Here is a 26,696-nt window from a genome sequence, read left to right as displayed (position 1 = left end):
GTCTTCAGACAGTTGCGCGAACACGGGCCACGATTGGTGGCGTGCGGCAACAAGCGGAATATTGCCAAGCGACGAATGAGGCGCCTTGTTCACGCTTCTTGCATCCACCGCCATCCTTGTCACCACTGTCGGCATCGCCTCCGCCGAGGTGACCATCACCGGCTCGGCGAGGATGGGTATCATCGACGACTTCGGCGCTGTCGGCCCGGTCTTCTCCAGCCGCGTGCGGGTCAACTTTGCCGCATCGGGCGAAACCGACACCGGCCTGTCCTTCGGCGCGTCGGTCCGCGCTGACCAGTCCGGCCAGGGCAACACCGCCAACGGCGACTCCACCGTGTTCATCTCGGGCGCTTTCGGCAAGCTGTCGATGGGCGACGTGGACGGGGCAGCAAACGCCGCGACCGGACAGACGGATGGTGTGGGATACACCGGCCTCAGCGACCTGAACGAGATTACCTATCTTGCGAACGGCGGCAGCGATTTCGATGGCACGCCCGCTATCGGCTTGGATGACCCACAGGACACCTCGGCCCTTTACGAATACACGACGGGAAGCGTCTCTCTGTATCTCTCGTCCACCCAGATCAGCGTCGCCGACGGTGCAGAAGCGACGTCCATTGCCGCAAAGTATTCGACCGGGGCATATACCGTATCTCTGGGTTACGAAAATCTGGACGCCGAAGATGAATACGAGTGGGAGCAGTTCGTTCTCGGCGGCTCGGCAACCTTCGGTGGCGTGACGCTGAAGGCGATCTATGCCGATGGCAGCAACAACCAGGGCGAGGAGTGGAAGCAGCACTCCGTATCGGCGACCTATACCGCTGACGCGCTGAGTGTCACCGCTTTCGTGTCGGACGATGAAGACCTGCTGACCAACGACCTTGGCACCTCGTCAAGCGCGAAAGGCTACGGTCTTGGCGCCTCCTACGATCTGGGCGGTGGTGCCAAGGTTTCGGGCGGCTACGTCAAGAACGATACCGCCGATACCAACGCGGTGGATCTGGGCCTGAACTTCTCGTTCTGATCCACCCGGATCGGACGAACGGAAAGAGCGGGCCATGCGCCCGCTCTTTCCTTTTGGCGCTGCGCCGTTAGGTTGCCCTCTTTAACGGGGGACAGCATGGCACTGGCGGACATCACGGAACGGTTGCACGCAGCGGAACAGGCGGCGGGGCGGGCCGAGGGGTCGGTCAAGCTGATAGCCGTCTCGAAGGTCCAGCCGGCCGAGCGGGTTCAGGCGGTTCTGGACCAGGGCTACCGCGTCTTTGGCGAGAATTACGTGCAAGAAGCGGCCGGGAAATGGCCCGCTTGGCGCGACCACTACGGCCCGCTGGAGCTGCACATGATCGGCCCCTTGCAGACCAACAAGGCGAAGGTCGCGGTGGACCTTTTCGACGCGATCCATACGCTGGACCGTCCCTCCCTGGCGCAGAAGCTGGCCAGCCTGGGCCAGGCGCGGGGCAGCTTGCCGCAGCTTTTCGTGCAGGTGAACACCGGAGAGGAACCACAGAAGGCCGGCGTCCTGCCCGCCGATCTGGAGGGCTTTCTCACGGACTGCCGGGCGATGGACCTCTCCCCCGTCGGCCTGATGTGCATCCCGCCCGAGGATCAGGACTCCACCCCCCATTTCGCCATGCTGGCCCGGATGGCCGCCGATCACGGGCTGACGGGCCTGTCGATGGGAATGAGCGGCGATTTTGAGGCCGCCGTGGCCCACGGCGCAACCCACATCCGCGTCGGCAGCGCGATCTTCGGTGCGCGGACCTATCCCGCAGCGTAGGGTGCGCTACAGCGCACCGCGCTTGGGCGCATCACGGTTAACCAATCCTGAACGCCCGCACTCAAGCCCTTGATTTCAAAGGCTACCAGAATCTGCCCACGCGTGGACAGCCTCAAACCAACCAGACCCTCGCATAGGGCGGCAACACGACCTGCCCTCCATGCGGGGTGACCTCCGACTCGGAAAGTTCATCCCACATCCGTGAGACCCCCAGCGCCCGCACCCACCCCTCCGGCAGGTGCTGCCACTGTTCGGTGAAGTTGAAGAGCCCCAGCAGAACCCCCGTCGGCGCGACCCGCTGCACCGCCAGCACCGCATCGTTCCCCGACCCCACGACCCGCACCGGATGGGCCGCGTGCAGCTCCCCCGTCGCCCGCCGCCGCGCCAAGATCTGCCGCACCCCCCGGAACACCCGCGCCGAGGGACTGCCCCCCGTCTCCCGCCCCTCCGCCGCCGCCCAGTCCATCCGCGGCCGGTGAATCCAGCGGCTGTCATGGGCGTGGTGGGGGTCCTGAAGGTAGCCGTAGTCGTTCGTCAGGGCGAGTTCATCACCCATGTAGATCAGCGGTATCCCCCCCCAGGCCGCAATCAGCGCATGCCCCATCAGGATCCGCTGCACCGCAAGGTCCACCTCCCCCGCATCCGGCGCCGTCTCCAGCCCCGCGAGACTGGCAAACGACCCCGAGATCCGCTTGTCCCCGGTCAGTTCGTTCACCTGGAACAGCGCCCCCTTCGCGAAGGTGCCGGGGAACGTGCCCTCATAGAAGTCCGACAGGAAGGTCCGGTGCCCATGCCCCGACACCCCGACCGCCGCGGCATCCTCATCCGTCACCGCCCAGCCGATGTCATCGTGGCAACGGATGTAGGTCGCATAGGTCGCGTTGGTCAGCCGGTCGGGGAAATGCGTGCCCAGAACATGGGTCATCAGTCGCGTGTCGCGGGTGGCCAGCGAGGACCAGAACTGCACCATCAGGCTGTTGTGGTAGGCGAGGTTCCCCTCTTTCCCGTCGTGTTTCCCGCGCCCCAGATAGGGCAGCATCTCGGCCGGGGCGACGATGGCCTCTTCCAGATGCAGCACAGCGGCCGAGGCGATCCGGCTGCACGCCCGGAGCGCCTGAAGGATCATGTGGACCTCGGGTTCCGACTGGCAGCGGGTGCCAAGGCGCTTCCACATGAAGGCCACCGCGTCCAGCCGTAGCACGTCGACCCCCTTGTTCGCGAGGAACAGCATGACCTCGACGATCTCCAGGAACACCGCCGGGTTGGCCCAGTCCAGGTCCCACTGGTGTTCGTTGAAGGTGGTCCAGACCCATTTCCCGATCTCGGGGTAATGGGTGAAGTTGCCCGGAGCGTTGTCGGGAAAGACCTCGACCAGGGTCTGTTCGTAAAGGGTCGGCATGTCCGGCGTGTCGAACATCAGGTAGTAGTCCTGATAGATCGCATCCCCCTTCGCAGCCTTCTTGGCCCAGGCATGTTCCTTCGCCGTGTGGTTCAGAACCAGGTCCACGCAGAGCGACATGCCCCGCGCGCGCAGGGCGGCGCTGACGGCCTCGAAGTCCGCCATCGAGCCGAAATCCGGGTTGATCTGGCGGTAGTCCATCACCGAATAGCCGCCGTCGCTGTCGCCGGGTCGGGGCTTCAGGCAGGGCATCAGGTGGACATAGGTGATCCCCAGATCCTGCAGGTAGTCCAGCTTCTCCAGCACCCCCCGCAACGAACCGTTGAAACGGTCGATGTAGAAGACATAGCCCGCCATATCAGGCCGCTGGAACCAGTCCGGTTGCAGGTCGCGCGCGAGATCGAGGCGCTTCAGGTCGGCGGGCCGAACAGCCCAGCCTTTCCTCAAAGCCTTGACCAGCTTGTCGCGGAAGGTCGGATAGTCCCTATGGGTGGCGTAAAGCGCCTCCAGCATCGGGAAAAGGTCGGGCGCCGAACGGGCAAGCCGCAGCTCGAAAACCTCGTCATCCGCGCTGCGTGGTGCCGGCATCGAATCCTCCCGAAATTGCGCGGAGATTATGCAATCCAAAGCGTTTCGGAAAGGGGATTACACCCGCACCACCAACCGCGTCTGGTGGGTGATCCGGGGGGCGATCCAGTGCAGGTCACGGCGGGACAGGGCGACGCAGCCGGCAGTAGGCGCACCGGGTCGCCGCCACTGATGCAGGAAGATCGCCGAGCCGCGACCGGGTTCGGCATGGGGCCAGTTCCAACCGGTGATGATGACCAGATCGTACATCGGATCAGCCCGCCGCAGTTTCTCGTGGTTGAAACGGTGCGGGGCGCGAACCATCAGATTGTAGTCTTCGTCCCGCGGGTCGTCCGACCAGAGGTCCGACGGCCCGATCGGCAGCGCCCAGTCGGCGGGACGGGTCAGGCGGTCCGCGCGGTAGAGCATCCCGACAAGCCGATGTACTCCGGCCGGCGTCGCCCCGTCGCCTTCGCGCTTGGCCTTGGCCGGGACGATCCCGCCGCGCCCGATGGAACAGGCGAACCGGCGGCCCGCAAACAGCAGGCCCATCGGCGTGACGACCAGATCCATCGCTGCGTGCATTCCAGGCATCTCCTCCTCACTTCGGCCCGTGCACTTTTGCATGTGCATCCGGCAGGGGGAACAAGCAGCGATGTCACGGGTTGCAGCGGGCCGGACTTCGGCATGGAGGCAGAGATGGAACCCGACTTGAAGCAGTCAATCCTAGACCTGGAAACGGCTTTCTGGAACGCGATGCAGGGCAAAGACGGGGCGGCTGCGGCCAAGCTGTGTGGCGACACGGTGATCGTGACCAATGCGAACGGGGTCAGCAGCCTGTCGGTCAAGAAGATGGCCGAGATGACGGTCGAGGGTAAGTGGAAGCTGAACCGCTTCAGCTTCAGCGATGTCCATGTCACCTCTCCGTCGCCGGATGTGGCGATCATCGGATATGTCGTGCAGCAGGACGTGACGATGGATGGCGAGACAAAGGTCTATTCCGCGGCAGAATGCTCGACCTGGGTCTGGAAGGACGACGGCTGGCTTTGCTACGCGCACTGCGAAAGCGCGCTACAGCAGGTGACCTGACTTCGCGGCCTTGGTGGCAAGGTAGGCCCGGTTTTCGGTCGTCGCGCCTACGTGAAGGGGAACCCGTTCGGTGACGTGAAGGCCGCAAGCCTCCATCATGTCCAGTTTTCGCGGGTTGTTGGTCAAAAGCCGCACCGACGAGAATCCAAGTTTCCGCAGGATCTCGGCCCCGAGGCGGAAGTCGCGTTCGTCATCCTCGAACCCCAGGCGGTGGTTGGCTTCGACCGTGTCGAAACCCTGGTCCTGCAAGGAATAGGCGCGCATCTTGTTGGCAAGGCCGATCCCCCGGCCCTCCTGGTTCAGGTACAAAAGCACCCCCGCGCCCTCTTGCCCCATCTGCGTCAGGGCCGCGCGCAATTGGGGTCCGCAGTCGCATTTGAGCGAGCCCAGCACATCCCCGGTAAAACAGGCGGAATGAAGCCGCGCCAGCACCGGTTCGGCCCGGTCGGGACGGCCGATCTCGATGGCGTAATGTTCCTCGCCGCCGCCGTCGGGGCGGAAGACATGCACCCGTCCCGCGTTTGAGGCGACTAGGGGGACGCGGGCCGACACGACTTCTTCCATTGGCGGCAAGGCGGCAAGAGCGGGGGCGATCTGGTCCAGCACCAGCAGCGTCAACCCGTGCGCGCCAGCAAGGGTCACGGCATCCCGCACCGGCACCAGCAACGCCGCAGGCAGAAGATGCGCCGTCTTCGCCAGTCCCAGCGCGGCGCGGGCCAGGTCGGGTGAGCCGTCCCGCAGGGATTGAAGCGGCCCCTTCATCGGTGTGCGCAGGTCATCCGCGGGGTCTGCGACCGCTCGCAGCCAGTCCAGCCCGGTGTCCGCAGGGGGAATGATCCGCGCAAGGTCGCCGTCATAGGCGCGGGCCTTCAGCGTTTCTGCCCGCCGTGCGGTGATCGCCAGGGTGGGGGTCCCGAAGCCGCGCAGGTCGGCCAGCCGGGCGGCGTCCAGCGTCTCGACCGCCGCCACCAGCGCCGCCCCGTCCGAACCGCACAGCACGACCGGCACCCCCATGCGCAGATCAGCACGGGCGCGCGTCAGGCGTTCGGGGATCGAGAGGCCAAGCGACATGTCCCCTATCTAGGCCGCAAATGCGCAGGGCGGAAGCCTGCTCGCGCGGCGGCCTTACAGATCCGTCGGGCAGGCGATCAGGATATCGGTCGGATTGATCGTCACGTCGGGAGGGACCAGGCGGTGGAAGCGCAGGAAATGCAGCGACACGCGACGGGCGTCCTGCCGGAAGTCATGATGCAGGACCAGGGTCAGCTTCCCCTCGGCCAGAAGCTGGCGGTTGGTGCGGTCCAGGTCATGGGCCACGAAGACATCGATGCTGCGGCCAGCCTCGGCAAAGGCATCCAGGATCGCCCGGTTGCCCCCACCGATGGAGTAGACGCTGCCGATGTCGGGATACCTCTGGAGCGCATCATGCACCAGGTGTCTCGTGGTCCGGTCCACTCCCAGCCCTTCCGACACGGTCAACGTCGGCAACGTGTCGCCGTTGCGCGCCAGCTGATCCAGAAAGCCGATGCGCCGTTCGTCTTCGCCCCGGAACATCTGCGACGAGAGCGTGACAAGGACCCGCGACCCCGGCCGTCGTCGCATCCGTTGCATCAGATAGGCCGCCGTGGCCCCCGCGCGGCGGTTCTCCATCCCGACATAGGCCAGCCGCAACGGCTCGGCGATGTCGGTGACGTAGGTCACGACCGGGATGCCGCGGTTGGCAAGGCTGGCAAGGCAGGCCTCGATCGCGGGGGTGGCGGGGACCTTCAGCACGATGCCATGACTGCCGCGCCGGGCGATGGCTGTCAGCCGGGCGATGATCTCGCGCTCTTCCATCACCTCGGCCAGGTGGAAGCGGGCGCGGAAGGCGACGGGGCGGGCCAGCGGTAGTTCCGCCTCGAACGCCGCCCGGACAGCGGAGGAGAAGCGTTCCGGCGACTGGATGAGGATGTCGATGGTGAAGCGGCGCCCCTGGACCAGGCTGGTGGCGTGCTGCTGCTCCAGTTCCTCCAGCGCGGCGGCCACCCGTTCGCGGGTCAGAAGACGGACATTGTCCCGGTCATGCAGCGCGCGGTCCACCGTGGCCGGGCTTAGCCCCGCCTGAAACGCGATTTCCTTGATGCTGAAGCGTCGGGTCATGGCGGTAATTGAGGTGATTTTGAGGTGATTTGCAACTGTGCGGCCCGCCTTTCGCCGGGCAGACTGCGCCAAATTCCCGATCAAGGACCCTGCCATGAACGCCCCCTCCCGCCCCGCCCGCCGCCCGGTCTGGATCAGTCCCGACAGCGGAGATTTCGACGTGTTCCAGGCGCAGGTCTCGCAGCAGACCAGGGCAGAGGACGTGCCCCAGGCCATCGACGTGGTGCAGAACGTCCCGATCTACAGCGGCGAGACCGTGGCCTCAGCAGCCAGGGACCCACAGGCCCGCCGCGCGTTGACGGCTGAATGGGCCTGGGCCTTCGCCGATGGTCCGGGGATCCTGGTGATCCGGGACGCCCTGCCCGATGCCGCCATCGTCGACCGCGCCAGCGCGATCTTCGAGACGATCATCGCCGAGGAGAAAGCCGCGAACCAGGGCGGGGGTGACCACTTCGCCAAGCCGGGCGCGAACGACCGGATCTGGAACTCGTTGGAAAAGCACTGTCTGGCTGATCCTGCGAACTTTGCGGCGTACTACAGCGCCGACGCCCTGGCGCTGGCGTCCGAGGCCTGGCTTGGGCCGGCCTACCAGATGACCGCGCAGGTCAACCGGGTGAACCCCGGTGGCGCTGCGCAGGTGGCGCATCGGGACTATCACCTGGGCTTCATGTCGGCCGAGCAGATGGCGCGGTTTCCGGCGCATATCCACGGCATCTCTCCCCTGCTGACGCTGCAAGGGGCGGTGGCGCATTGCGACATGCCGGTCGAGACGGGGCCGACCATGCTGCTGCCCTTCTCGCAAGCCTTCCACGAGGGCTATCTCGCCTTCTCGCGCCCTGAATATCAGGAGCATTTTGCCAAGCACCACGTCCAGTTGCCCTTGTCCAAGGGCGACGCGCTGTTCTTCAACCCGGCGGTCATGCATGGCGCGGGGACCAACCGGACGGCGGACCGCTTCCGGATGGTCAATCTGCTTCAGGTCTCCTCGGCCTTCGGGCGGGCGATGGAGACGGTGGACCGGGGCCGAATGAGCCGGGCAGTCTTTCCGGTGCTGCGTCAGGGAAGTCCCGGGATTGACGTGGCCAACGTCATCGCCTCGACGGCCGAGGGCTATCCCTTCCCGACCAACCTTGACCGCAACCCGCCCATCGGCGGCCTTGCCCCACGGACGATGGCGGATTTTCTGGCCGAGGCAGTGCGCGAAGGCTGGACCGACGCGCAGCTTGATGACGTGCTGGCAAAGCTGGAAAGGAAGAACGCCACCTGAGATTTGAAACATAGCCAGCGGAACCGACACGACCGCGTGAGCATTTGGTAGCAAATCTTGCAGGACTCGTGATCGGGGCGCATGTCACCCCTATCAGCAAGGGAGGCACATCATGGCCGGACTGCGGAAAATTCTGCTCGTCGACGACGACGACGACCTGCGCGAGGCGCTGAGCGAACAGTTGGTGATGACCGAAGACTTCGACGTGTTCGAGGCCGGAACCGGTGCCGACGGGATGGAGAAGGTCAAGGCAGGTCTCTTCGACCTGGTGATCCTGGATGTCGGCCTGCCTGATACCGATGGCCGCGAGTTGTGCCGCCGGATGCGCAAGCAGGGCGTGAAGTGCCCGATCCTGATGCTAACCGGCCACGATACCGACAGCGATACGATCCTGGGTCTGGACGCCGGTGCGAACGACTATGTGACCAAGCCGTTCAAGTTCCCCGTCCTCCTGGCCCGCATCCGCGCGCAACTGCGGACGCATGAACAGTCCGAGGACGCGGTTTTCCAGCTTGGGCCTTACACCTTCAAGCCGGCCCAGAAGATGCTGGTGGACGAGAAGGACAAGAAGATCCGCCTGACGGAAAAGGAAACCAACATCCTGAAGTACCTCTACCGTTCGACCACCGGGGTCGTGGCGCGGGATGTGCTGTTGCATGAAGTCTGGGGCTACAACGCGGGCGTGACCACGCACACGCTGGAGACCCACATCTACCGCCTGCGCCAGAAGATCGAACCCGATCCTTCCAACGCACGGCTGCTGGTGACCGAAAGCGGCGGCTACCGACTGGTTGCGTAAGAGTACTGTTGCTTGGCGGGAACATTGCGACCGCCATGCAACAAACATGAAATCTTGCGCCTTAGGGCTTATTGTTGCCGGATTCACTTGCTACCTTTCTAGCATGCACTGGTTGTGCACAAGGTTCCCCTGGTCGCGTCGGGGTTATGGCGCGGCATCCTCCCTGTTGGACCTGGCCGGGCTTCTTGCCCGGCCTTTTTTTGCGCTGATCCCGAAGGCCGATGCAAATGCCACGGACACGGCCCGCCAAAGTCATGGGCTTTGCACAATTCCCCGGCTAGAAGCATACGCAACCGCAGACAGGCTGCGGTTCCAACCCGGAGACATCCATGCGTATCGCTTTCGCCGCTGCCCTTTTCACCCTCGCTGCGGCTCCCGTCATGGCTGAAGACCTGATCTTCACCCTGGTCAATGACAGCACCCACACCCTGACCGAAATGTATGTCTCGCCGGTCGGCGAAGACCAGTGGGGCGAAAACATCCTGCTGACCACGGTCGAACCCGGCGTGTCCGGCGACGTGACCATCGCGGACGGGCTGGATGTCTGCGACTACGACCTGCGCTTCGTCTCGGTCGAAGGTGGCGAAGTTGAACAGTCCCAGAACCTGTGCGACCTGGGCACCTTCACCGTTACCGACTGACCCCTGCGCTCTTGAGACTTGCGGCGGAGGGCCTTACGGTCGTCCGCCGCACCCTTCGGAGCCTGTCCATGCCCTTTACCCTCGCCACCTGGAACATCAATTCGGTCCGCCTGCGCGAGGCGCTGGTCTCTCGTCTGATGACCGAGGAAACCCCCGACGTCCTTTGCCTGCAGGAATGCAAGTGCCCGGTGGAACTGATCCCGCTGGAGGGGTTTCGCGCGCTTGGGTATTCTCACGTCGTTGCGCGGGGGCAGAAGGGCTACAACGGCGTGGCGATCCTGTCGAAGCTGCCGATGACAGATGTGGGCGGGCATGACTTTGCAACGCTGGGCCATGCGCGACACGTGGCGGGACGGCTGGAGAACGGCGTCACCATCCACAACTTCTATGTTCCCGCAGGCGGAGACATACCAAATCGTGAGCAAAACCTCAAGTTTGGTCAGAAGCTCGACTTCCTGACCCACATGCGCGACCACTTTCACGGCGAAAGGCCGGAAAAGGCGGTCCTGGTGGGCGACCTGAACATCGCCCCGCGCGAGGATGATGTCTGGGACCACAAGGCGCTTTTGAAGATCGTCAGCCACACGCCGGTCGAGGTCGACCACCTGAGCCAGGTGATGGAGTCGGGAGGCTGGCAGGACGTCACCCGCAAGGATATCCCCCAAGGCCGGCTTTACAGCTGGTGGAGCTACCGCGCCCCGGACTGGAACGCCGCCGACAAGGGCCGTCGGCTGGACCATATCTGGGCGACGTCCGACATCGCCAATGCCGCCCACTCCAGCCGCATCCTGCGCCCGGTGCGCGGGTGGGAGCAGCCCAGCGACCACGTCCCGGTCTTCGCCAGTTTCGATCTGTAGGGAACAAATTCCGCGCTTTCCCGCTGAATCCGTTGGAAGAGCGGGGGAAAGACATGCGGCTGTGGCAATTGGCGGAACCGGATCAGCTTCCCGGCCTTTCTGGCGAGGGGACAAAGCAGCATGGCGGCCGCTGGAACAGCCCGGGGCGACCTGCTGTGTACTGTGCCTCGTCCCTGGCTCTGGCGGCGCTGGAGGTTCTGGTGAACCTGCCCCGCGACAAGCGCCGGAACGGCCACACCCCGGTGCAGTCTGCCGTGGAATACGACGTGCCGGACGATCTGTGCAAACTCTCGGGTTTTCCCGGCACCATGCCCGAAGAGAAGACCCGCCCGCTGGGGGACGCCTGGCTGGACAGTCTGGACTGTCTTGGCCTCAGCGTGCCCAGCAGCGTCGTGCCGTTGGAGGCCAACGTGGTCCTCAACCCGCTCCACCCGGACATGGGCCGCGTCATCATCCTGCGGATCGAGCCCTTCGACTTCGATCCGCGCCTTCTGGACTAGACTACTGCCCTGCCATCAGTGCACCCAGCACCGCCTTGGCGCTGTCGCTGTCCCATTCCGCGTCACCGATCAGCCGCGCGACCTCCTGGCCTTCGGGGTTCAGGATGACGGTCACCGGCAGACCCATGACCGCCATCCCGCGCGCAAGTTCCGACTTGGGGTCACGCAGGATCGGCAGGGTCTTGATCTGGGCCTCGTCAAAGAACCGCTTGATCCCCTCGACCGCGTTGCGACCCGTGGCCACCGGGACGACGGCCAGGTCGGGCATCGCGGTCTGAAGCCGGTCGAGCGAGGGCATTTCGTGTCGGCACGGGGCGCACCAGGTGGCCCAGAAGTTCAGCACGACCCATTTGCCGCGATACTCCGCCAAGCTGTGCTCACCATCCTCGGCGTCCAGCAGCACCACTTCGGGGATCGTCACCGGCGCGTCGTGCAGCGCCAGTTTCTTCATGTCGCCGTCCCGTAGCGCGGCGACATCGGCCCAGCCCGGGTTTGCACCGATCAGGAAGGCCGTGTAGAGGACAACCAGCAATTTCCGCACGCTTCTCACTCCAAAGGCCGCCCCATGTCCGACGCCCGCGATCCCAAAGCCGCCAACACCATGTGGGGCGGGCGCTTTGCCAGCGGGCCGGACGCGATCATGACGGCGATCAACGCCTCGATCGGGTTCGACCAGCGGCTCTATGCCCAGGACATTGCCGGCAGCCGGGCCCATGCGGCGATGCTGGCCGCACAAGGCATCATCACTGATATGGATGCAAAGGCGATTGGGGAAGGCCTGCTCGCGATCTTGTCAGAGATCGAGGCGGGGAAATTTCCGTTCACGACCGAGTTGGAAGACATCCACCTGAACATCGAAGCCCGCCTGACCGAACGGATCGGCGAGGCTGGCAAGCGCCTGCACACCGGCCGCAGCCGCAATGACCAGGTTGCCGTCGACTTCCGGCTCTGGGTCCGCGACCAGTGCGACCAGGCGATTGCCGGGCTGACCGGGTTGATGCAGGCCTTTCTGGCGCAGGCCGAGGCGGGGGCCGATTGGGTCATGCCCGGCTTCACCCACCTGCAGACCGCCCAGCCGGTGACCTGGGGGCATCACATGATGGCCTATGTCGAGATGCTGGCCCGCGACCGCAGCCGCTTTAAAGACGCCCGCCGCCGCATGAACGAATGCCCGCTGGGCGCGGCGGCTCTGGCCGGGACCTCGTTCCCCATCGATCGCCACATGACGGCGAACGCTCTGGGCTTCGACCGGCCCACCGCGAACAGCCTGGACTCGGTCTCCGACCGCGATTTCGCGCTGGAGTTCCTCTGCGCCTCCAGCATCTGCGCCATGCACCTGTCGCGCTTTGCCGAAGAGCTGGTGATCTGGTCCAGTGCGCAGTTCCGCTTTGTCCGGCTGTCGGACCGCTGGACGACCGGCTCCAGCATCATGCCGCAGAAGAAGAACCCGGACGCGGCAGAGCTTCTGCGCGCGAAGCTGGGTCGTATTCTGGGGTCGACCGTCGCGCTCTTCACGGTGATGAAGGGCCTGGCGCTGACCTATTCCAAGGACATGCAGGAAGACAAGGAACAGGTCTTCGACGCCGCGGACTCCCTTATGCTGGGCCTGGCCGCGATGACCGGCATGGTCAGCGACATGACCGCCAACCGCGACGTGCTGGCGGTGTCGGCAGCCTCGGGCTTTTCGACTGCGACCGACCTGGCGGACTGGCTGGTGAAGGCATTGAACCTTCCGTTCCGCGAGGCGCACCACGTCACCGGCACGCTGGTGGCGCTGGCCGAGAAGAAGGGCTGCGACCTTCCCGACCTGTCGATCAACGAGATGACCGCCGTGCATCCGGGGATCACGCAGGACGTATACTCGGTCCTCGGGGTGGAAAATTCTGTCCGCAGCCGCACATCCTATGGCGGGACGGCGCCTGACCAGGTGCGCGCCCAGATTGCCCGCTGGAAAGCCGCGCTGGCGTGATCCGGGCTGTCGGAAAAGGAGTCCTGCCATGAAATCCCTGGTTCTTCTGGCGCTTCTCACCCTGACGGGGTGCAGCAACCCGCTGGTCGCCACCAACCTGACCTTCGGCCCGGATGGTGTGCAGGCAAACCCCACCTTGTCGGGCAACGTCGGTGGTGCCACCGTCAGCATCGACCCGTAAGGAATGCCCGCCATGCCCAGACTTCTGCTTGTCGCCTGCCTTGCCCTTGCCGCCTGCGGTGCCGATGGCGCTCCGGAACCGCCCTCCAGGGGGATTGCGGTGACGGGTGAGGCGCAGGTCGGCGTGGTGCTGAAGTGACGCCGCTGCGTCTGGCATTCCTCGCACTCGCCGTCTGGGGCGCGGTGCATCCGATGTACTGGTTCCTGAAATACATGCGCGAGACGGGGACGGGCATTAGTGGCTTGATCGACGCCTGGTATGTCAACGCTTCGACCACCGGCCTGACCTGGGACCTGACCATCGCCGCCATCGCGCTGACGGTCTGGGTCCTGGCCGAGGCGATCAGCCGCCGCGCGTGGTGGCACCTGGTGGCGATCCCCGCCACCTTCTGCATCGGGGTCAGCTGCGGCTTGCCGCTGTACCTGTTCCTGCGGTCCGGTCGGAAGGACTAGGTTTCTTCCCGCAGCACGCCGGCCAGATGCGCGCCATAGCTGGACTTGCCAAAGACCTGCGCCTGCTTTTCCATCCCCGCGCGGTCGATCCAGCCTTTGTGGAACGCAATCTCGTCGGGTGATCCAACCTGCATCCCCTGCCGGTCCTGCAGCGTGCGCACGAAATTCCCGGCATCCAGCAAGCTGCCCGGAGTGCCGGTGTCCAGCCAGGCAAAGCCACGGCCCATGCGTTCGACCTGCAGCGAACCCTCGGCACGGTAGTGCTCCAGCACGTCTACGATTTCCAGCTCTCCACGCGGAGAGGGCTTGATCTCTGCAGCAATATCCGGCGCGCGGCCGTCCAGGAAATAAAGCCCGGTGATCGCAAAGCTGGAGGGCGGCTTTGACGGCTTCTCGACGATCTGGGTCACGCGCCCATCCGCATCGAAAGCCGCCACGCCGTACCGCTCGGGGTCCGAGACGTGGTAGCCGAATACGCTGCCGCCGGAGGACTGTTCATCGGCCCGTGCCAGCATCTCGGGAAGCCCGTGGCCGAAGAAGATGTTGTCGCCAAGGACCATCGCCGATGGCGCGCCGTTCAGAAAGTCGCGGGTCAGAAGGTAGGCCTGCGCCAGCCCTTCCGGCTTTTCCTGGATGATCCAGGTGAAGCTCAGGCCCCACTGGCTGCCGTCCTTCAGAAGGCGCCGGAACTGCGGCTGATCGTCGGGCGTGGTGATGATGGCAATCTCGCGGATGCCGGCCAGCATCAGGACCGACAGCGGGTAGTAGACCATCGGCTTGTCGTAGATCGGGAGCAGTTGCTTCGAGACGCCCAGCGTGATCGGCCAGAGGCGCGAGCCGGTGCCTCCGGCCAGGAGGATGCCTTTGCGGGTCATGGGGTAAGCTCCTTCACGATCGCTTTCAGACCTTCCCGCCAGTCGGGGCGCGGGATGCCGAACGCGGCGGTAAATGCACTGCAATCAAGGCGGGAATTCAGCGGTCGTTTGGCCGGGGTGGGGTAATCGCTGGTCGGGATATCCTCGATCCGGCAGGGCAGTCCGGCATCGGCCATGATCCTGCGGGCAAAATCCGCCCAGCTGGTATCGGGTGCGCCGGAGAAGTGATGCGTTCCACCCGGGGCTCCAGCCACCATCGCCTGTGCTGCGTCGAAAAGCGCCTCGGCAATGGCGGATGCTGGGGTGGGGCCGCCGATCTGGTCGGCCACGACGCGCAGGCTTTCCCGCTCGGCCCCAAGCCGAAGCATCGTCTTCACGAAGTTCGCGCCGTGGGCTGAGACAACCCAGGAGGTGCGGAGGATCAGGTGTGGGCCGCCTGCAGCGCGGACGCCCTGTTCACCGGCAAGTTTCGACCGACCATAGGCCCCCAATGGAGCCGTCGGGTGGTCCGGGGTGAAGGGCTGGCCGCCTGTGCCGTCGAAGACGTAGTCGGTGGAGATGTGCAGGAAGGGGATGCCCTTTGCCGCGGCCGCCCGGGCCATCGCGCTTGGAGCCTCGCCGTTGACGATGGTGGCGGCGGCTTCCTCGGTCTCCGCCTTGTCGACGGCGGTCCAGGCGGCGGCGTTGATGATCGCGTCGACATCTGCCGCAGCGATCCTCGCCGCGCAGGCAGCGGTGTCCATCAGGTCGGCCTCGTCGCGACCGAGGTAGGTGGCATCGGGGGCGAGGCGCTGAAGCTCACGCGCCACCTGACCGGTCCTGCCGAAGACAAGCAGCTTCATGCCTTTCCCAGCCTTTCGCCCACGCCCTTGCGGTCGAGAAGCGGCTTCCACCAGGCCTCGTTGTCGAGATACCAGCGGACTGTGCGCCTCAGGCCTTCCTCCACCGTCACCGAGGGCCGCCAGCCCAGTTCCTCGCGGATGCGCGAGGGGTCGATAGCATAGCGCGCGTCGTGTCCCGGGCGGTCGGTGACGAAGGTGATCTGGTCGGCATAGGGAGTGGCTTTGGGGGCCATTTCGTCCAGGAGCGCGCAGATGGTGCGGACAAGGTCGATGTTCCGCCGTTCGTTCTCGCCGCCGATGTTGTAGCTGCGGCCGAGCGCCCCTTTCTCCAGGACAAGGAGGAGGGCATCGGCGTGGTCTTCGACATAAAGCCAGTCGCGGACATTCTCGCCCGTGCCGTAGACCGGGATGGGCTTGCCGTGGAGCGCATTCAGGATGGCGACGGGGATCAGCTTTTCCGGGAAGTGGTAGGGACCATAGTTGTTCGAGCAGTTGGTCAGGACGACGGGCAGCCCGTAAGTCTCGGCCCAGGCGCGGACCAGGTGGTCGGACGCGGCTTTCGACGCCGAATAGGGGCTGCGCGGGTCGTAGGGCGTGTGTTCGGTGAACTGGCCTTCCGCGCCGAGGGAGCCGAAGACCTCATCGGTCGAGATGTGGTGGAAGCGAAAGCTGTCCGGCTTGCCTTGGCGCGCCCAATGCGCGCGGGCCGCTTCCAGCATGTTGAACGTGCCGGTGATGTTCGTCTCGATGAAATCCGCGGGACCGTCGATCGACCGGTCGACATGGCTTTCGGCGGCCAGGTGCATCACGGCGTCGGGATTGTGCAAGGCGAAGATGTGGTCCAGCGCCCCGCGGTCGCGGATGTCGGCCTTCTCGAAGCTGTAGAGGTTGGAGTTCGCCACCGCCGCGACGTTCGCCGCGTTGGCGGCATAGGTCATCGCATCCAGGTTGACGACCTCATGCCCCCGCGACACGGCCAGACGGACCACTGCCGACCCGATGAACCCGGCCCCGCCGGTGACAAGAAGCTTCATTCCTGGACCCCGTAACGGAAAGGGTGGCCGATGTCGGCCAGAAGCGGCGCCCTGCTGTCCTTGTCCGACAGGGTCGGCGCGGCGACGCCCCAGTCGATGCCGATGGCCGGGTCATCCCAGCGGACGGCCCCGTCATGCTCGGGTGCATAAAGGTCGGTGCACTTGTACTGCACTTCGGTGTCGCCGGTCAGGGTCAGGAAACCGTGCAGGAACCCCTTCGGCACGAAAAGCTGGCGGCTGTTGTCGGGGGTCAGTTCAACGCCAACCCATTGGCCATAGCTGGGGGAGCCAGTCCGGATGTCCACCGCCACATCAAGGATCGCGCCACGGGTACAGCGGACCAGCTTGTCCTGCGCGCGGGGCGGGGACTGGAAGTGCAAGCCCCGCAGGGTGCCCTTGGCGGCAGAGAAGGAGTGATTGTCCTGCACCCAGGGCAGGTCCAGCCCGGCATCAGCCATCCGCGCGGCGTTCCAGGTTTCCATGAACCAGCCCCGGGCGTCGCCGAAGCGGCGGGGGGTGACGATCAGGACGTCGGGCAATGCGGTGGGGTCAATCTGCATCAGGAAAACTCGTAAGAAGCGCTGGTGCAGAGTTGCGATGATCTGGCTGGCAATGCAAGCCGGGACGGCCCGGAAACAGTCTGTTTGCGGGGTTTTGCCGGGTTCGGTCTTGGGCTATCACGGGGCTGCGACGCGGGAGAAGGACGACGAAGATGACCCATCTGTGGGTGCGGGCCGAGCAGCGGCCGAACGAGGAACGCGTTGGTCTGGCGCCCGAGGGAGCTGCGGCTCTGGTCAAGGCGGGCATCCGGGTGACGGTCGAGCGGTCCTCGGTCCGGGCAATTCCGCTGGACGGTTATGTCGCGGCGGGCTGCGACATCGCCGAGGAGAACCATTGGCCGCAGGCTCCGGCCGATGCGATCGTCTTCGGCCTGAAGGAACTGCCCGAGGATGGCACGCCGCTGTCCCATCGCCACATCATGTTTGGCCACGCCTACAAGGGGCAGCCTGCGGGACGGGTCCTGCTGCAGCGGTTCAAGGCCGGGGGCGGGACGCTGTATGACCTTGAATACCTGGTAAACGAAGACGGTCGCCGGGTTGCGGCCTTCGGCTATTGGGCCGGCTATGCGGGGGCGGCGCTCAGCCTGAAATGCTGGGCGGCGCAGCAGCACGGCAGCATTGCCGGGCCGGTGCGCAAGGTGCCGTCGAAGGATGCGTTGCTGGCACAACTGGGTGACGAGCTGTCCGGACTGGGGCGGCCGCGGGCCATCATCATCGGGGCGCTGGGGCGCGTCGGCACCGGGGCGGCGGACCTCTGCGAGGCGATGGGCGTCGCCGTCACAAAATGGGACATGGCGGAAACCGCGTCAGGCGGGCCATTCCCCGAGGTCTTGCAGCACGAGATCTTCCTGAATTGCATCCTCGCGCGGCCCGGATGTCCGGTCTTCGTGCCTGCCAGCGCCAAGACCGACGCGCGCAAGCTGACCGTGATCGGGGACATCGCCTGCGACCCGACTTCGGACTTTTCGCCGATCAAGGTCTATGACCGGGCGACAGACTGGGACGCCCCGGCGCTGAGGGTCCATGACGATCCGCCGCTGGATGTGACGGCAATCGACAACCTGCCCAGCCTGATGCCGGTGGAATCGTCAGAGGATTACGCAGCGCAACTGCTGCCGTCGCTGCTGACATTGACCGATCTGCAGGCTGGCGTCTGGGGGCGGGCAAAGGTGGAATTCGACAGGCACGTCGCGGGCGTGTGAGCAAGGTATCAACGGGGGACCCAAATTCCTTGAGGAAGGAATTTGTCAAAAATCTTACTCAAGATTTTTGGGTCCTGGGGGCAAAGGGAGCAAGAAAATGACGATCCATTGGTGCGGCACGGGGCTGTCGTCGATTCCGGGACTGCGGCGGCTGATCGAGGCGGGGCACCCCGTCACGGTCTGGAACCGCACCGTCGAAAAGGCCCGGGCCGAGGTCGGCGACCTGACGCAGGACATCCGGGCCTTCAGCCTAGAGGCGCTGGCAGCAGCCTTGAAGCCGGGCGACATCGCGGTGTCAATGCTTCCCGCCGACCAGCATGTCGGGATCGCCCAGTTGTGCCTGGAGAAAGGGGCGAACTTCTGCTCCTCCAGCTACATCGCGCCCGAGATGCGGGCGCTGGATGAGGCGTTCCGCGAGAAGGGGCTGGTGTCGGTGAACGAGGTTGGCCTTGACCCAGGCATCGACCATCTGATGGCGCATGACCTGGTGGCGCGCTATCGGGCCTCGAAGGCCTATCACAATGACAACGTGCTGTCCTTCACCTCCTACTGTGGTGGCGTGCCGAAGCAAGCGAACGCCTTCCGCTACAAGTTTTCCTGGGCCCCGGCGGGGGTCCTTAAGGCGCTGCGGTCCCCGTCCCGCAGTCTGCGGCATTTCACCGAGCTGCGCGTCGCCCGGCCCTGGGATGCGATCAGCCGCTATGACGCGCCCCTGCCGCAGCCGGAAAGCTTCGAGGTTTACCCCAACCGCGACAGCTATCCCTTCATGGAGGAATACCGGTTCGAGAAGCATTGGAAGGTCAAGGACTTCGTCCGTGGCACGATCCGGCTGAACGGCTGGGCCGATGCCTGGGCTCCGATCTTCCGCGAGATCGAGGGGCTGGAGGGGAAACCCCTGGCCGAGATCAACGCCGCCCTCGAAGCCCGTGCCGCAGCACTTCTGAAGGACAACTCCTACGCCGAGGGCGAGCCGGATCGGGTGGTGCTGTTCGTGTCGCTGAAGGCCGAACGCGACGGCAGGCCGGTCTACCACGAGACCTGGGCGATGGACGCCTGGGGCGACGTGCGCGGGACGGCGATGGGGCGGCTGGTGTCAGTGCCGGTGTCGCTGGCGATCGAAGCGGTTCTGAACCGCGAGATCCCGGCGGGTGTGCATGGCGCCCCGCATGATCCGAAGCTCTTGGCCCGCTGGCTGGATCAGGTCAGCCACCTGGCGCAGGTGATGCAGCGGATCGACCATCTGGCCTGACGCGGCCCGTTTTTGGTGACAGAAGCTCTGCCCTCGCCTATCATCCGCCAACGATCCGGGAGAACCGGACAAGAGCAGCGAGGCAGGACGTGGGCGAGACCAGCAGCACGTCAAGGCGACTGGACCGGCTGGCCGACAGGCTGGCGGTGCTGGCAGCGCGTCGTGCGCGGCCGGCGGGTGGGTTCGTGTCGCAGCCGGAACCACGCTCCATTGGCCTTTACACCCGCGGCAAGCAGATCGTCGCGGGCAACATCCTCCTGGCCGGACATCTGGCCGAAGCCCCCGGCACCTTGCTTTGGGACATCGCCGGGCCCGACGCCTTCGTCACCGAGGCGCAGGGTTTCGCCTGGCTGGACGACCTGGCGGCCTTGGGAACGAAGGATGCGCTGGCCCGCGCGCAGGACTGGACCTGGGGCTGGATCGCCCGCTACGGCAAGGGCAAGGGGCCGGGTTGGACGCCAGACCTGACCGGCCGCAGGATCATTCGCTGGGTGCATCACGCGACGATCCTCCTGCAGGCGCGTGACAAGGCTCAGTCAGCAGCCTATTACGCCGCACTGTCGCGGCAGGCGACCTACCTCGCGCGCCGCTGGCGCAGTGCGGCAGAGGGCCTGCCCCGGTTCGAGGCGCTGACCGGCCTCGTCTACGCCGGGATCTCGCTGATCGGGATGGAGGCGCTGGTGGTCCCCGCAACCCAGGCCCTCGCCGCAGCCTGCGACACGGACATCGACGCAGAAGGCGGCATCCCGACGCGCAACCCCGAGGAACTGCTGGAGGTGCTGACGCTGCTGACCTGGTCGGCCAGCGCGATGAGCGAAGCGAACCTGGCCGTGCCACCGGCGCTCAGCCACGCGATCACCCGGATCGCCCCGGCCTTGCGCGCCCTGCGCCATGCGGATGGCGAGCTGGCGCGGTTCCACGGCGGCGGGCGGTCGGCGGAGGGGCGGCTGGACCAGGCGCTGGCTTCGGCGGCGGTGCGGGCGGGGGCGACCCCGGCCATCGCGATGGGCTATGCACGGCTGCATGGCGGGCGGACCTCGGTCATCGTCGATGCGGCGGCACCACCGGGCGGGCGGGCGGCGCGGACGGCGCACGCCTCCACCACGGCGTTCGAGTTGACCTCGGGGCGGCGGCCGGTGGTGGTCAACTGCGGTTCGGGCGTCACCTTCGGCGCGGCATGGCGGCAGGCCGCGCGGGCCACACCTTCGCATTCCGTCCTGGGGATGGAGGGCGTCTCCTCCTCCCGCGTCGGGCGGTCCGGCGAGGTGCTGGAGCAACGCGCCCAGGTCACCGCCTCACGGCTGACGGTGGGGACCGAGGGGACGGATCTTTACCTTTCGCATGACGGTTGGCTCGCTTCGCACGGGCTGACCACCAGCCGCAGCCTGACGCTGGCGCATGACGGGCGGCGGCTGTCCGGCGTCGATGCCTTGACCGCGATGACCGCCGAGGCGCGCAGGCGGTTCGAGGATGCGATGACGCAGACCGCGATGGCGGGCGCGCGCTTCGCGATCCGTTTCCATCTGCATCCCGAAGTCGACGCCACTGTGGACATGGGCGGGGCGGCCGTCTCGATGGTCCTGAAAAGCGGCGAGATCTGGATCTTCCGCTTCACCGGCCCGCTTGAACTGGCCCTTGAACCCTCGGCCTACCTGGAAAATGGGCGGTTGAACCCGCGGCCCTGCCTGCAGATTGTGCTTCGCGGCGAAGCGCGGGGGTTCGAGACACGGATAGGCTGGACCTTGGCGAAGGCAAAGGATACTCCGCTGGCCATCCGGGACCTGGAGGGGGTGGACCCTCATGTCCCGTCGACAAAGTGACGTCGGGCAAGTGAAGGGTTCCAGCGATGACCAACCTCGTCCCCATCGGCCGCGCGCTGATTTCGGTGTCCGACAAGACCGGGCTTCTGGAGTTGGCCCGCGCGCTTGCAGGATACGGGGTGGAGCTGATCTCGACCGGCGGGACAAGCGGGATGCTGCGGGCGGCAGGGTTGGCGGTGCGGGACGTGTCCGACGTCACGGGTTTCCCCGAGATGATGGACGGCCGCGTCAAGACGCTGCACCCCAACGTGCATGGGGGCCTGCTGGCGCTGCGCGACGATGACGAGCATCTGGTTGCGATGGCCGCGCACGGGATCGAGCCGATCGACCTTCTGATCGTGAACCTCTACCCGTTCGAGGAAACGGTGGCCAAAGGTGCGGACCACGCGACCTGCATCGAGAATATCGACATCGGCGGCCCGGCTATGATCCGCGCGGCGGCGAAGAACCATCGTTTCGTCACTGTTGTCACCGACCCGATGGATTACGACTGCCTTCTGGCCCAGCTGAAGACCAATGACGGCGCGACAACGATGGCCTACCGGCAGAAGCTGGCGCTGACGGCCTATGCCAAGACAGCGGCCTACGACACAGCCGTCTCCACTTGGCTGGCTGGCGCGATCAAGGAACCCGCCCCGCGCTACCGCAGCTTTGCGGGCAAGCTCGCCCAGACCCTGCGCTACGGCGAGAACCCGCACCAGGCGGCGGCGTTCTATGTCGACGGCTCGCGCCGCCCCGGCGTGGCGACAGCGCGCCAGTGGCAGGGCAAGGAACTTTCGTACAACAACATCAACGACACCGACGCGGCTTTCGAGCTGGTGGCGGAATTCGCTGGCGGAGCCCCCGCCTGCGCGATCATCAAGCACGCCAACCCCTGCGGCGTGGCAACCGCGTCCTCACTGACCGAGGCCTACCAGCGCGCCTACCAGTGCGACCAGACTTCGGCCTTCGGCGGGATTGTCGCGCTGAACCAGGTGCTGGACGCAGCAACCGCGGAAGAGATCGTGAAGATCTTCACCGAGGTCGTCATCGCCCCCGACGCGACGGACGCGGCTCGAGCGGTCTTCGCGACCAAGAAGAACCTGCGCCTGCTGACCACCGGAGCCTTGCCGGACCCGAAGGCCAAGGGTCTGGCGTTCAAGCAGGTGGCGGGCGGCTTTCTGGTTCAGGACCGCGATGCGGGGCATGTCACCGTCTCGGACCTGAAGGTGGTGACGAAGCGCGCGCCGTCAGACAAGGAGCTGGCCGACCTCATGTTCGCCTGGACCGTGGCCAAGCACGTCAAGTCGAACGCGATCATCTATGTGAAGGACGGCGCCACCGTCGGTGTCGGCGCCGGGCAGATGAGCCGCGTCGATTCGACCCGGATTGCCGCCCGCAAGGCCGACGACATGGCGGAAGCGCTGGGCCTTCCCGGTCCGCTGACCCAAGGCTCGGTCGTGGCCTCGGACGCCTTCTTCCCCTTCGCCGACGGATTGATCACCGCAGCCGAAGCGGGCGCGACGGCGATCATCCAGCCCGGAGGCTCCATGCGCGACGACGAAGTCATCGCGGCCGCAGACGAACGCGGCCTGGCGATGGTCTTCACCGGCCAGCGGCATTTCCGGCATTGATGATGCGCCGTTTCTGGATCACCGCCGCCGTCATCTTCATCCTTGACCAGCTGACCAAGCTGGCCGTCGTGCATGGCCTGGACCTGATCAACCGCGGCGAGATCGACGTCTTCCCGCCCTATCTCACGTTCCGCATGGCCTGGAACTACGGGATCAACTTCGGCCTTCTGTCGAACGGCTCGGACTGGGCGCGCTGGGGACTGGTGGTGCTGGCGCTGGTGATTTCGGCCTGGGTCGTCTGGTGGATGCGCAACGAAAAGGGAAACTGGAAGGCCGAACTGGCCGGCGGCTTCCTCGTCGGCGGGGCGCTGGGCAACATCATCGACCGAATCGCTTATGGCGCGGTGGCGGACTTTCTGAACATGTCCTGCTGCGGGATCGAGAACCCCTATGCCTTCAACGTCGCCGACATCGCGATCTTCGTCGGCGCGTTTGGCCTGGTGATCTTTGCCAAGGGCACCGACGGCGACAAACCGACCGGCGGAAAACCCCCCCGCCGATCTCGCTAAACACCCGTGACGCCCGCGTTGCTTTAGGCTAAGACGGCACAAAGACGGTTCGGAGGCATTCATGCAGGCAGGATACGGCAGGGCGGTCATCGCGATTGCGGCGATGGTCACGCTTGCGGCCTGCGCCGGGGACCGCGACCCGCAGCTGATGAATTTGCGTTCGGGCCAGGGGCCGGATGAGTTCGCCATCGTTCCGCCAAAGCCGTTGGAATTGCCGGAAAATCTGGCCGAACTGCCCGAACCCTCGCCGGGCGGCTTCAACCGCACCGACCAGAACCCCGAAGCCGACGCCGTCATCGCGCTTGGTGGAACGCCAGGCGCTGCGGGTGGCATTCCGTCGGGTGACTCGGCGCTTTATGCCCATGCAGCCCGCTTCGGGGTCGAAGGCGGCATCCGCGGAACGCTTGCTTCGGAAGATCTGGACTGGCGGCGCGACAACAACGGTCGCATCCTGGAACGGCTGTTCAACGTGAACGTCTATTACAAGGCCTACCGCAAGCAGCGGCTGGACCAGCAGGCGGAACTGGCTCGCTGGCGTGCGGCGGGCGTGCGGACCTCTTCCGCTCCGCCACGGAAGCCTGACGAAGAGTAACAAGCGCGTGGCCCCGGCCTGGCCGGGGTTGAATGTCGGGCCACCGCACCGCAGTTTCCCTGAAAACCTAGGGTGAGGAAGCCCATGCTCGGACGACTTGGCGCTGCCGTACTGCTGACACTGACGCTTCCCGCCCTTGCCGAAGAGCCGGTCACCACCTTCACCCTCGACAACGGGCTGAATGTCGTGGTGATCGAGGATCACCGCGCCCCCGTGGTGGTGCAGATGATCTGGTATCGCGTCGGTGCCGCCGACGAACCGCGCGGCCATTCCGGCATCGCGCATTTCCTGGAACACCTGATGTTCAAGGGCACCGAGAAGGTCGCCCCCAACGCCTTTTCCGGCATCGTCGAGGCGCAGGGCGGCGACGACAACGCCTTCACCTCCTGGGACTACACCGCCTATTTCCAGCGCATCGCCGCCGACCGGCTGGACCTGGTGATGGAGATGGAAGCCGACCGCATGCGCAACTTGCGCCTGACCGAAGAGGACGTGGACACCGAACGTCAGGTGATCCTGGAAGAACGCGCCCAGCGCACCGACAGCGATCCGGGCGCGCTCCTGATGGAACAGATGCGCGCCGCCCAATTCCTGAACCATCCCTACGGCATTCCGATCATCGGCTGGCGGCACGAGATGGAAGAGCTTAGCCGCCAGGACGCGCTGGACTATTACCAGCGGTTCTACGCCCCGAACAACGCCACGCTGGTCATCGCCGGCGACGTGGAACCCGAGGCGGTCAGGGCGCTTGCCGAACAGCATTACGGTCCGCTCAAGCCGTCGGACGCAATCGTGCCGCGTGACCGGGCGCAGGAACCGCCGCAACTGGCCGAGCGTCGGCTGGTGCTGGCGGACGAGCGGGTCTCGGACCCTTACGTCTTCCGCACCTACATCGCCCCCGAACGCGACCCCGGCAACCAGGCCGAGGCTGCGGCCCTGACCGTGCTGGCCGAGCTTCTGGGCGGCAATGGCCAGACCTCGGTCCTGGCGCGGGCGCTGCAGTTCGACGCCCAGGTGGCGGTCTACACCAGCGCCTTCTACAGCGGCACCTCGATCGACGACGCGACCTTCGGCCTGGCCGTGATCCCCGCCCCCGGCGTCACGCTCGAGGCGGCAGAGGCCGAGCTTGACCGTGTGCTTGCCGAGTTTCTGGAAAACGGCCCCGACTTGGCCGCGCTTGAGCGTATTCGCACTCAGGTCCGCGCTGGAGAGATCTATGCCCGCGACGATGTCGAAGCGCTCGCGCGGCGCTATGGCGAAGGCTTCAGCGTCGGGCTGACACTGGCGGAGATCGAAGGTTGGGACGAGGCGCTTTCGGCCGTGACCGAAGCCGATATCCTGGCCGCAGCCCGCAAGGTGCTGGATCGCCGTAACGCCGTCACCGGCTGGCTGACCCAGGCAGAAGCCGCCCCGGCCGAGGTTACTCCGGCCGCCGCCGCAGCCCCGGAGGTCCAGGAATGATCCGCGCCGTCTTCGCCGCCGTCCTGGCCCTCACCCTCCCCGCTCAGGCCGAGATCCCGATCAAGGAAGTCACCTCGCCCGGTGGCATCACCGCCTGGCTGGTCGAGGATCACAACATCCCCTTCACCGCGCTGGAAATCCAGTTCCGCGGCGGCACCTCGTTGGAGGCTCCGGACAAGCGCGGCGTGGTCAACCTGATGACCGCCACCTTGGAAGAAGGCGCGGGCGAGCTGGACAGCCGCGGCTTTGCCGAGGCCCGCGATGCCCTGGCCGCCAGCTTCAGCTTCGATGCCGGAACAGACTCGGTTGGCGTATCGGCCCAGTTCCTCACCGAAAACCGCGACCAGGCGATCGACCTTCTGCGCAAGGCCCTGATCGAGCCTCGCTTCGACCAGGCCGCAGTCGATCGGGTGCGCGAACAGGTGCTGTCCAATCTCCGTTCCAACGAGAAGGACCCCGGGACCATCGCCTCGGAACGCTTCGATCTTCTCGCCTTCGGCGACCATCCCTATGCCTCCTCGGGAGATGGCACTGTCGATACGGTGACGGCGCTGACCCGCGACGACGTGGTGGCCGCGCACAAGTCCGCGCTGGCCCGCGACCGGGTCTTCGTCGCGGCAGCTGGCGACATTACCGCCGAAGAACTGGGCCATCTGCTCGACAAGTTGCTGGGCGACCTGCCCGCCACCGGCTCCCCACTGCCCGGCGCCGCGCCGTGGCTGCTGGCCCCCGGCGTCACGGTGCAGGATTTCCCCTCGCCGCAGTCGACGGTCTTCTTCGGCCAGAAGGGCATCCCGCGCGATGACCCCGATTTCTTCCCGGCCTTCATCCTGAACGAGATGCTGGGCGGCGGCCGCTTTACCGCACGGCTGATGACCGAGGTCCGCGAAAAGCGCGGTCTGACCTATGGTATCGGCACCTACATCGTGAACCGGGACCACGCCGACATGCTGCTGGGCCAGTTCTCGGCCTCGAACGACAAGGTCGCCGAAGCGATCAAGGTGGTGAAGGCCGAATGGGACCGCATCGTCAGCGAAGGCGTCACTCCGGAAGAACTGGAGGCGACCAAGACCTATCTGACCGGCTCGTACCCGCTGCGCTTCGATGGCAACGGGCCCATCGCCAGCATCCTTGTGGGCATGCAGATGGACGGGATGCCCATGGACTATGTCACCACCCGCAACTCCAAGGTCGAGGCCGTGACGATGGACGACATCAAGCGCGTCGCAGCGCGGCTCTTCAAGGCTGCGGATCTGCACTTCGTCGTGGTAGGCCAGCCTGAAGCCCTTTGACGCGCCA

Annotated in this window: 29 protein-coding genes; 20 read left to right on the top strand and 9 right to left on the bottom strand. The window is 65.7% G+C overall.

Annotated features, from left to right (window positions below; all coding sequences use genetic code 11):
• The first annotated feature begins 85 nt into the window (after positions 1–85).
• Positions 86–1,024, top strand: a complete 939-nt coding sequence (locus Q0C42_RS04925; protein WP_295072768.1) for a porin — start codon at positions 86–88, stop codon at positions 1,022–1,024.
• A 96-nt stretch (positions 1,025–1,120) separates the two neighbouring features.
• Complete coding sequence (locus tag Q0C42_RS04920; RefSeq protein WP_295072765.1) at positions 1,121–1,780, top strand: YggS family pyridoxal phosphate-dependent enzyme; 660 nt, start codon at positions 1,121–1,123, stop codon at positions 1,778–1,780.
• Positions 1,781–1,892: 112 nt separating this feature from the next.
• Here Q0C42_RS04920 and Q0C42_RS04915 read toward each other — a convergent pair whose 3' ends face one another.
• Both Q0C42_RS04915 and Q0C42_RS04910 read right to left on the bottom strand, forming a co-directional pair.
• Complete coding sequence (locus Q0C42_RS04915; protein WP_295072762.1) at positions 1,893–3,767, bottom strand: amylosucrase; 1,875 nt, start codon at positions 3,765–3,767, stop codon at positions 1,893–1,895.
• A gap of 57 nt (positions 3,768–3,824) precedes the next feature.
• A complete protein-coding gene (locus tag Q0C42_RS04910; protein ID WP_295072760.1) occupies positions 3,825–4,331 on the bottom strand; it encodes a L,D-transpeptidase family protein in 507 nt (168 codons plus the stop codon).
• A 114-nt stretch (positions 4,332–4,445) separates the two neighbouring features.
• Between Q0C42_RS04910 and Q0C42_RS04905 the strand changes: the two genes are divergently transcribed.
• The gene (locus Q0C42_RS04905) at positions 4,446–4,835 is read left to right on the top strand and encodes a nuclear transport factor 2 family protein (RefSeq protein ID WP_295072757.1); all 390 of its coding nucleotides are present in this window, start codon (positions 4,446–4,448) and stop codon (positions 4,833–4,835) included.
• Here Q0C42_RS04905 and ribA read toward each other — a convergent pair.
• Positions 4,818–5,906, bottom strand: coding sequence for a GTP cyclohydrolase II (ribA, locus tag Q0C42_RS04900; RefSeq protein ID WP_295072753.1), 1,089 nt, complete (start codon positions 5,904–5,906; stop codon positions 4,818–4,820). The two genes, Q0C42_RS04905 and ribA, sit on opposite strands and share 18 nt — an antisense overlap.
• Positions 5,907–5,960: 54 nt before the next feature.
• A complete protein-coding gene (locus tag Q0C42_RS04895) occupies positions 5,961–6,974 on the bottom strand; it encodes a LacI family DNA-binding transcriptional regulator (protein WP_295072750.1) in 1,014 nt (337 codons plus the stop codon).
• A 94-nt stretch (positions 6,975–7,068) separates the two neighbouring features.
• On the opposite strand from Q0C42_RS04895, the gene Q0C42_RS04890 reads away from it, so the two are divergent.
• The 5 genes from Q0C42_RS04890 to Q0C42_RS04870 all read left to right on the top strand — a co-directional run bounded on the left by Q0C42_RS04890 (position 7,069) and on the right by Q0C42_RS04870 (position 11,038).
• Entirely contained in the window at positions 7,069–8,241 is a 1,173-nt protein-coding gene (locus Q0C42_RS04890) for a phytanoyl-CoA dioxygenase family protein (protein WP_295072747.1), read from the top strand.
• Between the two features lie 112 nt (positions 8,242–8,353).
• On the top strand, positions 8,354–9,040 hold the full coding sequence (locus tag Q0C42_RS04885) for a response regulator transcription factor (RefSeq protein ID WP_295072745.1): 687 nt from the start codon (positions 8,354–8,356) through the stop codon (positions 9,038–9,040).
• A gap of 329 nt (positions 9,041–9,369) precedes the next feature.
• Positions 9,370–9,681, top strand: a complete 312-nt coding sequence (locus tag Q0C42_RS04880; protein WP_295072742.1) for a hypothetical protein — start codon at positions 9,370–9,372, stop codon at positions 9,679–9,681.
• A 68-nt stretch (positions 9,682–9,749) separates the two neighbouring features.
• Positions 9,750–10,538, top strand: a complete 789-nt coding sequence (locus Q0C42_RS04875) for an exodeoxyribonuclease III (RefSeq protein ID WP_295072740.1) — start codon at positions 9,750–9,752, stop codon at positions 10,536–10,538.
• A gap of 53 nt (positions 10,539–10,591) precedes the next feature.
• A complete protein-coding gene (locus Q0C42_RS04870; protein WP_295072736.1) occupies positions 10,592–11,038 on the top strand; it encodes an RES family NAD+ phosphorylase in 447 nt (148 codons plus the stop codon).
• A gap of 1 nt (position 11,039) precedes the next feature.
• On the opposite strand, the gene Q0C42_RS04865 is transcribed toward Q0C42_RS04870, so the two are convergent.
• Positions 11,040–11,579 (bottom strand): TlpA disulfide reductase family protein, encoded by a 540-nt coding sequence (locus Q0C42_RS04865; protein WP_295072733.1) that lies wholly within the window; start codon positions 11,577–11,579, stop codon positions 11,040–11,042.
• 24 nt (positions 11,580–11,603) lie between these two features.
• Here Q0C42_RS04865 and argH point away from each other — a divergent pair, with 24 nt between their 5' ends.
• From argH to Q0C42_RS04845, 4 genes are read left to right on the top strand one after another with little or no spacing between them, the layout of a single operon-like run.
• On the top strand, positions 11,604–13,007 hold the full coding sequence (argH, locus tag Q0C42_RS04860; protein WP_295072730.1) for an argininosuccinate lyase: 1,404 nt from the start codon (positions 11,604–11,606) through the stop codon (positions 13,005–13,007).
• A gap of 28 nt (positions 13,008–13,035) precedes the next feature.
• Positions 13,036–13,188: a hypothetical protein gene (locus Q0C42_RS04855; protein WP_295072727.1), complete on the top strand. Its 153-nt coding sequence runs from the start codon at positions 13,036–13,038 to the stop codon at positions 13,186–13,188.
• Positions 13,189–13,200: 12 nt separating this feature from the next.
• Complete coding sequence (locus Q0C42_RS04850; protein WP_295072725.1) at positions 13,201–13,326, top strand: hypothetical protein; 126 nt, start codon at positions 13,201–13,203, stop codon at positions 13,324–13,326.
• On the top strand, positions 13,323–13,640 hold the full coding sequence (locus tag Q0C42_RS04845) for a DUF2834 domain-containing protein (protein ID WP_295072722.1): 318 nt from the start codon (positions 13,323–13,325) through the stop codon (positions 13,638–13,640). Before Q0C42_RS04850 ends, Q0C42_RS04845 begins: the two co-directional genes overlap by 4 nt.
• On the opposite strand, the gene rfbA is transcribed toward Q0C42_RS04845, so the two are convergent.
• Genes rfbA through rfbC form a run of 4 tightly spaced genes read right to left on the bottom strand, consistent with a single transcriptional unit; the run spans position 13,637 to position 16,951 of the window.
• On the bottom strand, positions 13,637–14,515 hold the full coding sequence (gene rfbA / locus Q0C42_RS04840; RefSeq protein ID WP_295072719.1) for a glucose-1-phosphate thymidylyltransferase RfbA: 879 nt from the start codon (positions 14,513–14,515) through the stop codon (positions 13,637–13,639). The genes Q0C42_RS04845 and rfbA overlap by 4 nt on opposite strands.
• Positions 14,512–15,357: a dTDP-4-dehydrorhamnose reductase gene (gene rfbD, locus Q0C42_RS04835; RefSeq protein WP_295072716.1), complete on the bottom strand. Its 846-nt coding sequence runs from the start codon at positions 15,355–15,357 to the stop codon at positions 14,512–14,514. The genes rfbA and rfbD overlap by 4 nt, the downstream gene beginning before the upstream one ends.
• Complete coding sequence (gene rfbB / locus Q0C42_RS04830) at positions 15,354–16,391, bottom strand: dTDP-glucose 4,6-dehydratase (protein WP_295072713.1); 1,038 nt, start codon at positions 16,389–16,391, stop codon at positions 15,354–15,356. The genes rfbD and rfbB overlap by 4 nt, the downstream gene beginning before the upstream one ends.
• Positions 16,388–16,951 carry a dTDP-4-dehydrorhamnose 3,5-epimerase gene (rfbC, locus tag Q0C42_RS04825; RefSeq protein WP_295072710.1) on the bottom strand — a complete coding sequence of 188 codons (564 nt, stop codon included), beginning with the start codon at positions 16,949–16,951 and terminating at the stop codon, positions 16,388–16,390. Before rfbC ends, rfbB begins: the two co-directional genes overlap by 4 nt.
• Positions 16,952–17,103: 152 nt before the next feature.
• Between rfbC and Q0C42_RS04820 the strand changes: the two genes are divergently transcribed.
• The 8 genes from Q0C42_RS04820 to Q0C42_RS04785 all read left to right on the top strand — a co-directional run bounded on the left by Q0C42_RS04820 (position 17,104) and on the right by Q0C42_RS04785 (position 26,689).
• The gene (locus tag Q0C42_RS04820; RefSeq protein WP_295072707.1) at positions 17,104–18,153 is read left to right on the top strand and encodes a saccharopine dehydrogenase; all 1,050 of its coding nucleotides are present in this window, start codon (positions 17,104–17,106) and stop codon (positions 18,151–18,153) included.
• Positions 18,154–18,250: 97 nt separating this feature from the next.
• The gene (locus Q0C42_RS04815) at positions 18,251–19,402 is read left to right on the top strand and encodes a saccharopine dehydrogenase family protein (RefSeq protein ID WP_295072704.1); all 1,152 of its coding nucleotides are present in this window, start codon (positions 18,251–18,253) and stop codon (positions 19,400–19,402) included.
• A gap of 89 nt (positions 19,403–19,491) precedes the next feature.
• A complete protein-coding gene (locus Q0C42_RS04810; RefSeq protein WP_295072701.1) occupies positions 19,492–21,222 on the top strand; it encodes a heparinase II/III family protein in 1,731 nt (576 codons plus the stop codon).
• 26 nt (positions 21,223–21,248) lie between these two features.
• On the top strand, positions 21,249–22,835 hold the full coding sequence (purH, locus tag Q0C42_RS04805; protein ID WP_295072698.1) for a bifunctional phosphoribosylaminoimidazolecarboxamide formyltransferase/IMP cyclohydrolase: 1,587 nt from the start codon (positions 21,249–21,251) through the stop codon (positions 22,833–22,835).
• Positions 22,836–22,837: 2 nt separating this feature from the next.
• Positions 22,838–23,344, top strand: coding sequence for a signal peptidase II (lspA, locus tag Q0C42_RS04800; protein ID WP_295072695.1), 507 nt, complete (start codon positions 22,838–22,840; stop codon positions 23,342–23,344).
• A 61-nt stretch (positions 23,345–23,405) separates the two neighbouring features.
• Positions 23,406–23,936 (top strand): DUF3035 domain-containing protein, encoded by a 531-nt coding sequence (locus Q0C42_RS04795; RefSeq protein WP_295072693.1) that lies wholly within the window; start codon positions 23,406–23,408, stop codon positions 23,934–23,936.
• An 84-nt stretch (positions 23,937–24,020) separates the two neighbouring features.
• Positions 24,021–25,397: a pitrilysin family protein gene (locus Q0C42_RS04790; RefSeq protein ID WP_295072690.1), complete on the top strand. Its 1,377-nt coding sequence runs from the start codon at positions 24,021–24,023 to the stop codon at positions 25,395–25,397.
• The gene (locus tag Q0C42_RS04785) at positions 25,394–26,689 is read left to right on the top strand and encodes a pitrilysin family protein (RefSeq protein ID WP_295072687.1); all 1,296 of its coding nucleotides are present in this window, start codon (positions 25,394–25,396) and stop codon (positions 26,687–26,689) included. Before Q0C42_RS04790 ends, Q0C42_RS04785 begins: the two co-directional genes overlap by 4 nt.
• The last annotated feature ends 7 nt before the right edge of the window (positions 26,690–26,696 follow it).

The sequence above is a fragment of the Tabrizicola sp. genome (assembly GCF_022842145.1).
Lineage (GTDB): Bacteria > Pseudomonadota > Alphaproteobacteria > Rhodobacterales > Rhodobacteraceae > Tabrizicola.
The sequence above is the reverse complement of the archived record's forward strand: the minus strand, read 5'-3'. Positions and strand labels throughout refer to the sequence as shown.

Excerpts from the sequence above, each read along its gene's own strand:
- Q0C42_RS04790 (WP_295072690.1), top strand. The coding sequence starts at position 24,021 with ATGCTCGGACGACTTGGCGCTGCCGTACTGCTGACACTGACGCTTCCC.
- rfbD (WP_295072716.1), bottom strand. The coding sequence starts at position 15,357 with ATGAAGCTGCTTGTCTTCGGCAGGACCGGTCAGGTGGCGCGTGAGCTT.
- purH (WP_295072698.1), top strand. The coding sequence starts at position 21,249 with ATGACCAACCTCGTCCCCATCGGCCGCGCGCTGATTTCGGTGTCCGAC.
- Q0C42_RS04820 (WP_295072707.1), top strand. The coding sequence starts at position 17,104 with ATGACCCATCTGTGGGTGCGGGCCGAGCAGCGGCCGAACGAGGAACGC.
- Q0C42_RS04875 (WP_295072740.1), top strand. The coding sequence starts at position 9,750 with ATGCCCTTTACCCTCGCCACCTGGAACATCAATTCGGTCCGCCTGCGC.
- Q0C42_RS04870 (WP_295072736.1), top strand. The coding sequence starts at position 10,592 with ATGCGGCTGTGGCAATTGGCGGAACCGGATCAGCTTCCCGGCCTTTCT.
- Q0C42_RS04910 (WP_295072760.1), bottom strand. The coding sequence starts at position 4,331 with ATGCACGCAGCGATGGATCTGGTCGTCACGCCGATGGGCCTGCTGTTT.
- Q0C42_RS04915 (WP_295072762.1), bottom strand. The coding sequence starts at position 3,767 with ATGCCGGCACCACGCAGCGCGGATGACGAGGTTTTCGAGCTGCGGCTT.
- rfbC (WP_295072710.1), bottom strand. The coding sequence starts at position 16,951 with ATGCAGATTGACCCCACCGCATTGCCCGACGTCCTGATCGTCACCCCC.
- Q0C42_RS04880 (WP_295072742.1), top strand. The coding sequence starts at position 9,370 with ATGCGTATCGCTTTCGCCGCTGCCCTTTTCACCCTCGCTGCGGCTCCC.
- Q0C42_RS04920 (WP_295072765.1), top strand. The coding sequence starts at position 1,121 with ATGGCACTGGCGGACATCACGGAACGGTTGCACGCAGCGGAACAGGCG.
- lspA (WP_295072695.1), top strand. The coding sequence starts at position 22,838 with ATGCGCCGTTTCTGGATCACCGCCGCCGTCATCTTCATCCTTGACCAG.
- Q0C42_RS04885 (WP_295072745.1), top strand. The coding sequence starts at position 8,354 with ATGGCCGGACTGCGGAAAATTCTGCTCGTCGACGACGACGACGACCTG.
- Q0C42_RS04895 (WP_295072750.1), bottom strand. The coding sequence starts at position 6,974 with ATGACCCGACGCTTCAGCATCAAGGAAATCGCGTTTCAGGCGGGGCTA.
- rfbB (WP_295072713.1), bottom strand. The coding sequence starts at position 16,391 with ATGAAGCTTCTTGTCACCGGCGGGGCCGGGTTCATCGGGTCGGCAGTG.
- Q0C42_RS04855 (WP_295072727.1), top strand. The coding sequence starts at position 13,036 with ATGAAATCCCTGGTTCTTCTGGCGCTTCTCACCCTGACGGGGTGCAGC.
- ribA (WP_295072753.1), bottom strand. The coding sequence starts at position 5,906 with ATGTCGCTTGGCCTCTCGATCCCCGAACGCCTGACGCGCGCCCGTGCT.
- rfbA (WP_295072719.1), bottom strand. The coding sequence starts at position 14,515 with ATGACCCGCAAAGGCATCCTCCTGGCCGGAGGCACCGGCTCGCGCCTC.
- Q0C42_RS04890 (WP_295072747.1), top strand. The coding sequence starts at position 7,069 with ATGAACGCCCCCTCCCGCCCCGCCCGCCGCCCGGTCTGGATCAGTCCC.
- argH (WP_295072730.1), top strand. The coding sequence starts at position 11,604 with ATGTCCGACGCCCGCGATCCCAAAGCCGCCAACACCATGTGGGGCGGG.
- Q0C42_RS04815 (WP_295072704.1), top strand. The coding sequence starts at position 18,251 with ATGACGATCCATTGGTGCGGCACGGGGCTGTCGTCGATTCCGGGACTG.
- Q0C42_RS04785 (WP_295072687.1), top strand. The coding sequence starts at position 25,394 with ATGATCCGCGCCGTCTTCGCCGCCGTCCTGGCCCTCACCCTCCCCGCT.
- Q0C42_RS04850 (WP_295072725.1), top strand. The coding sequence starts at position 13,201 with ATGCCCAGACTTCTGCTTGTCGCCTGCCTTGCCCTTGCCGCCTGCGGT.
- Q0C42_RS04795 (WP_295072693.1), top strand. The coding sequence starts at position 23,406 with ATGCAGGCAGGATACGGCAGGGCGGTCATCGCGATTGCGGCGATGGTC.
- Q0C42_RS04905 (WP_295072757.1), top strand. The coding sequence starts at position 4,446 with ATGGAACCCGACTTGAAGCAGTCAATCCTAGACCTGGAAACGGCTTTC.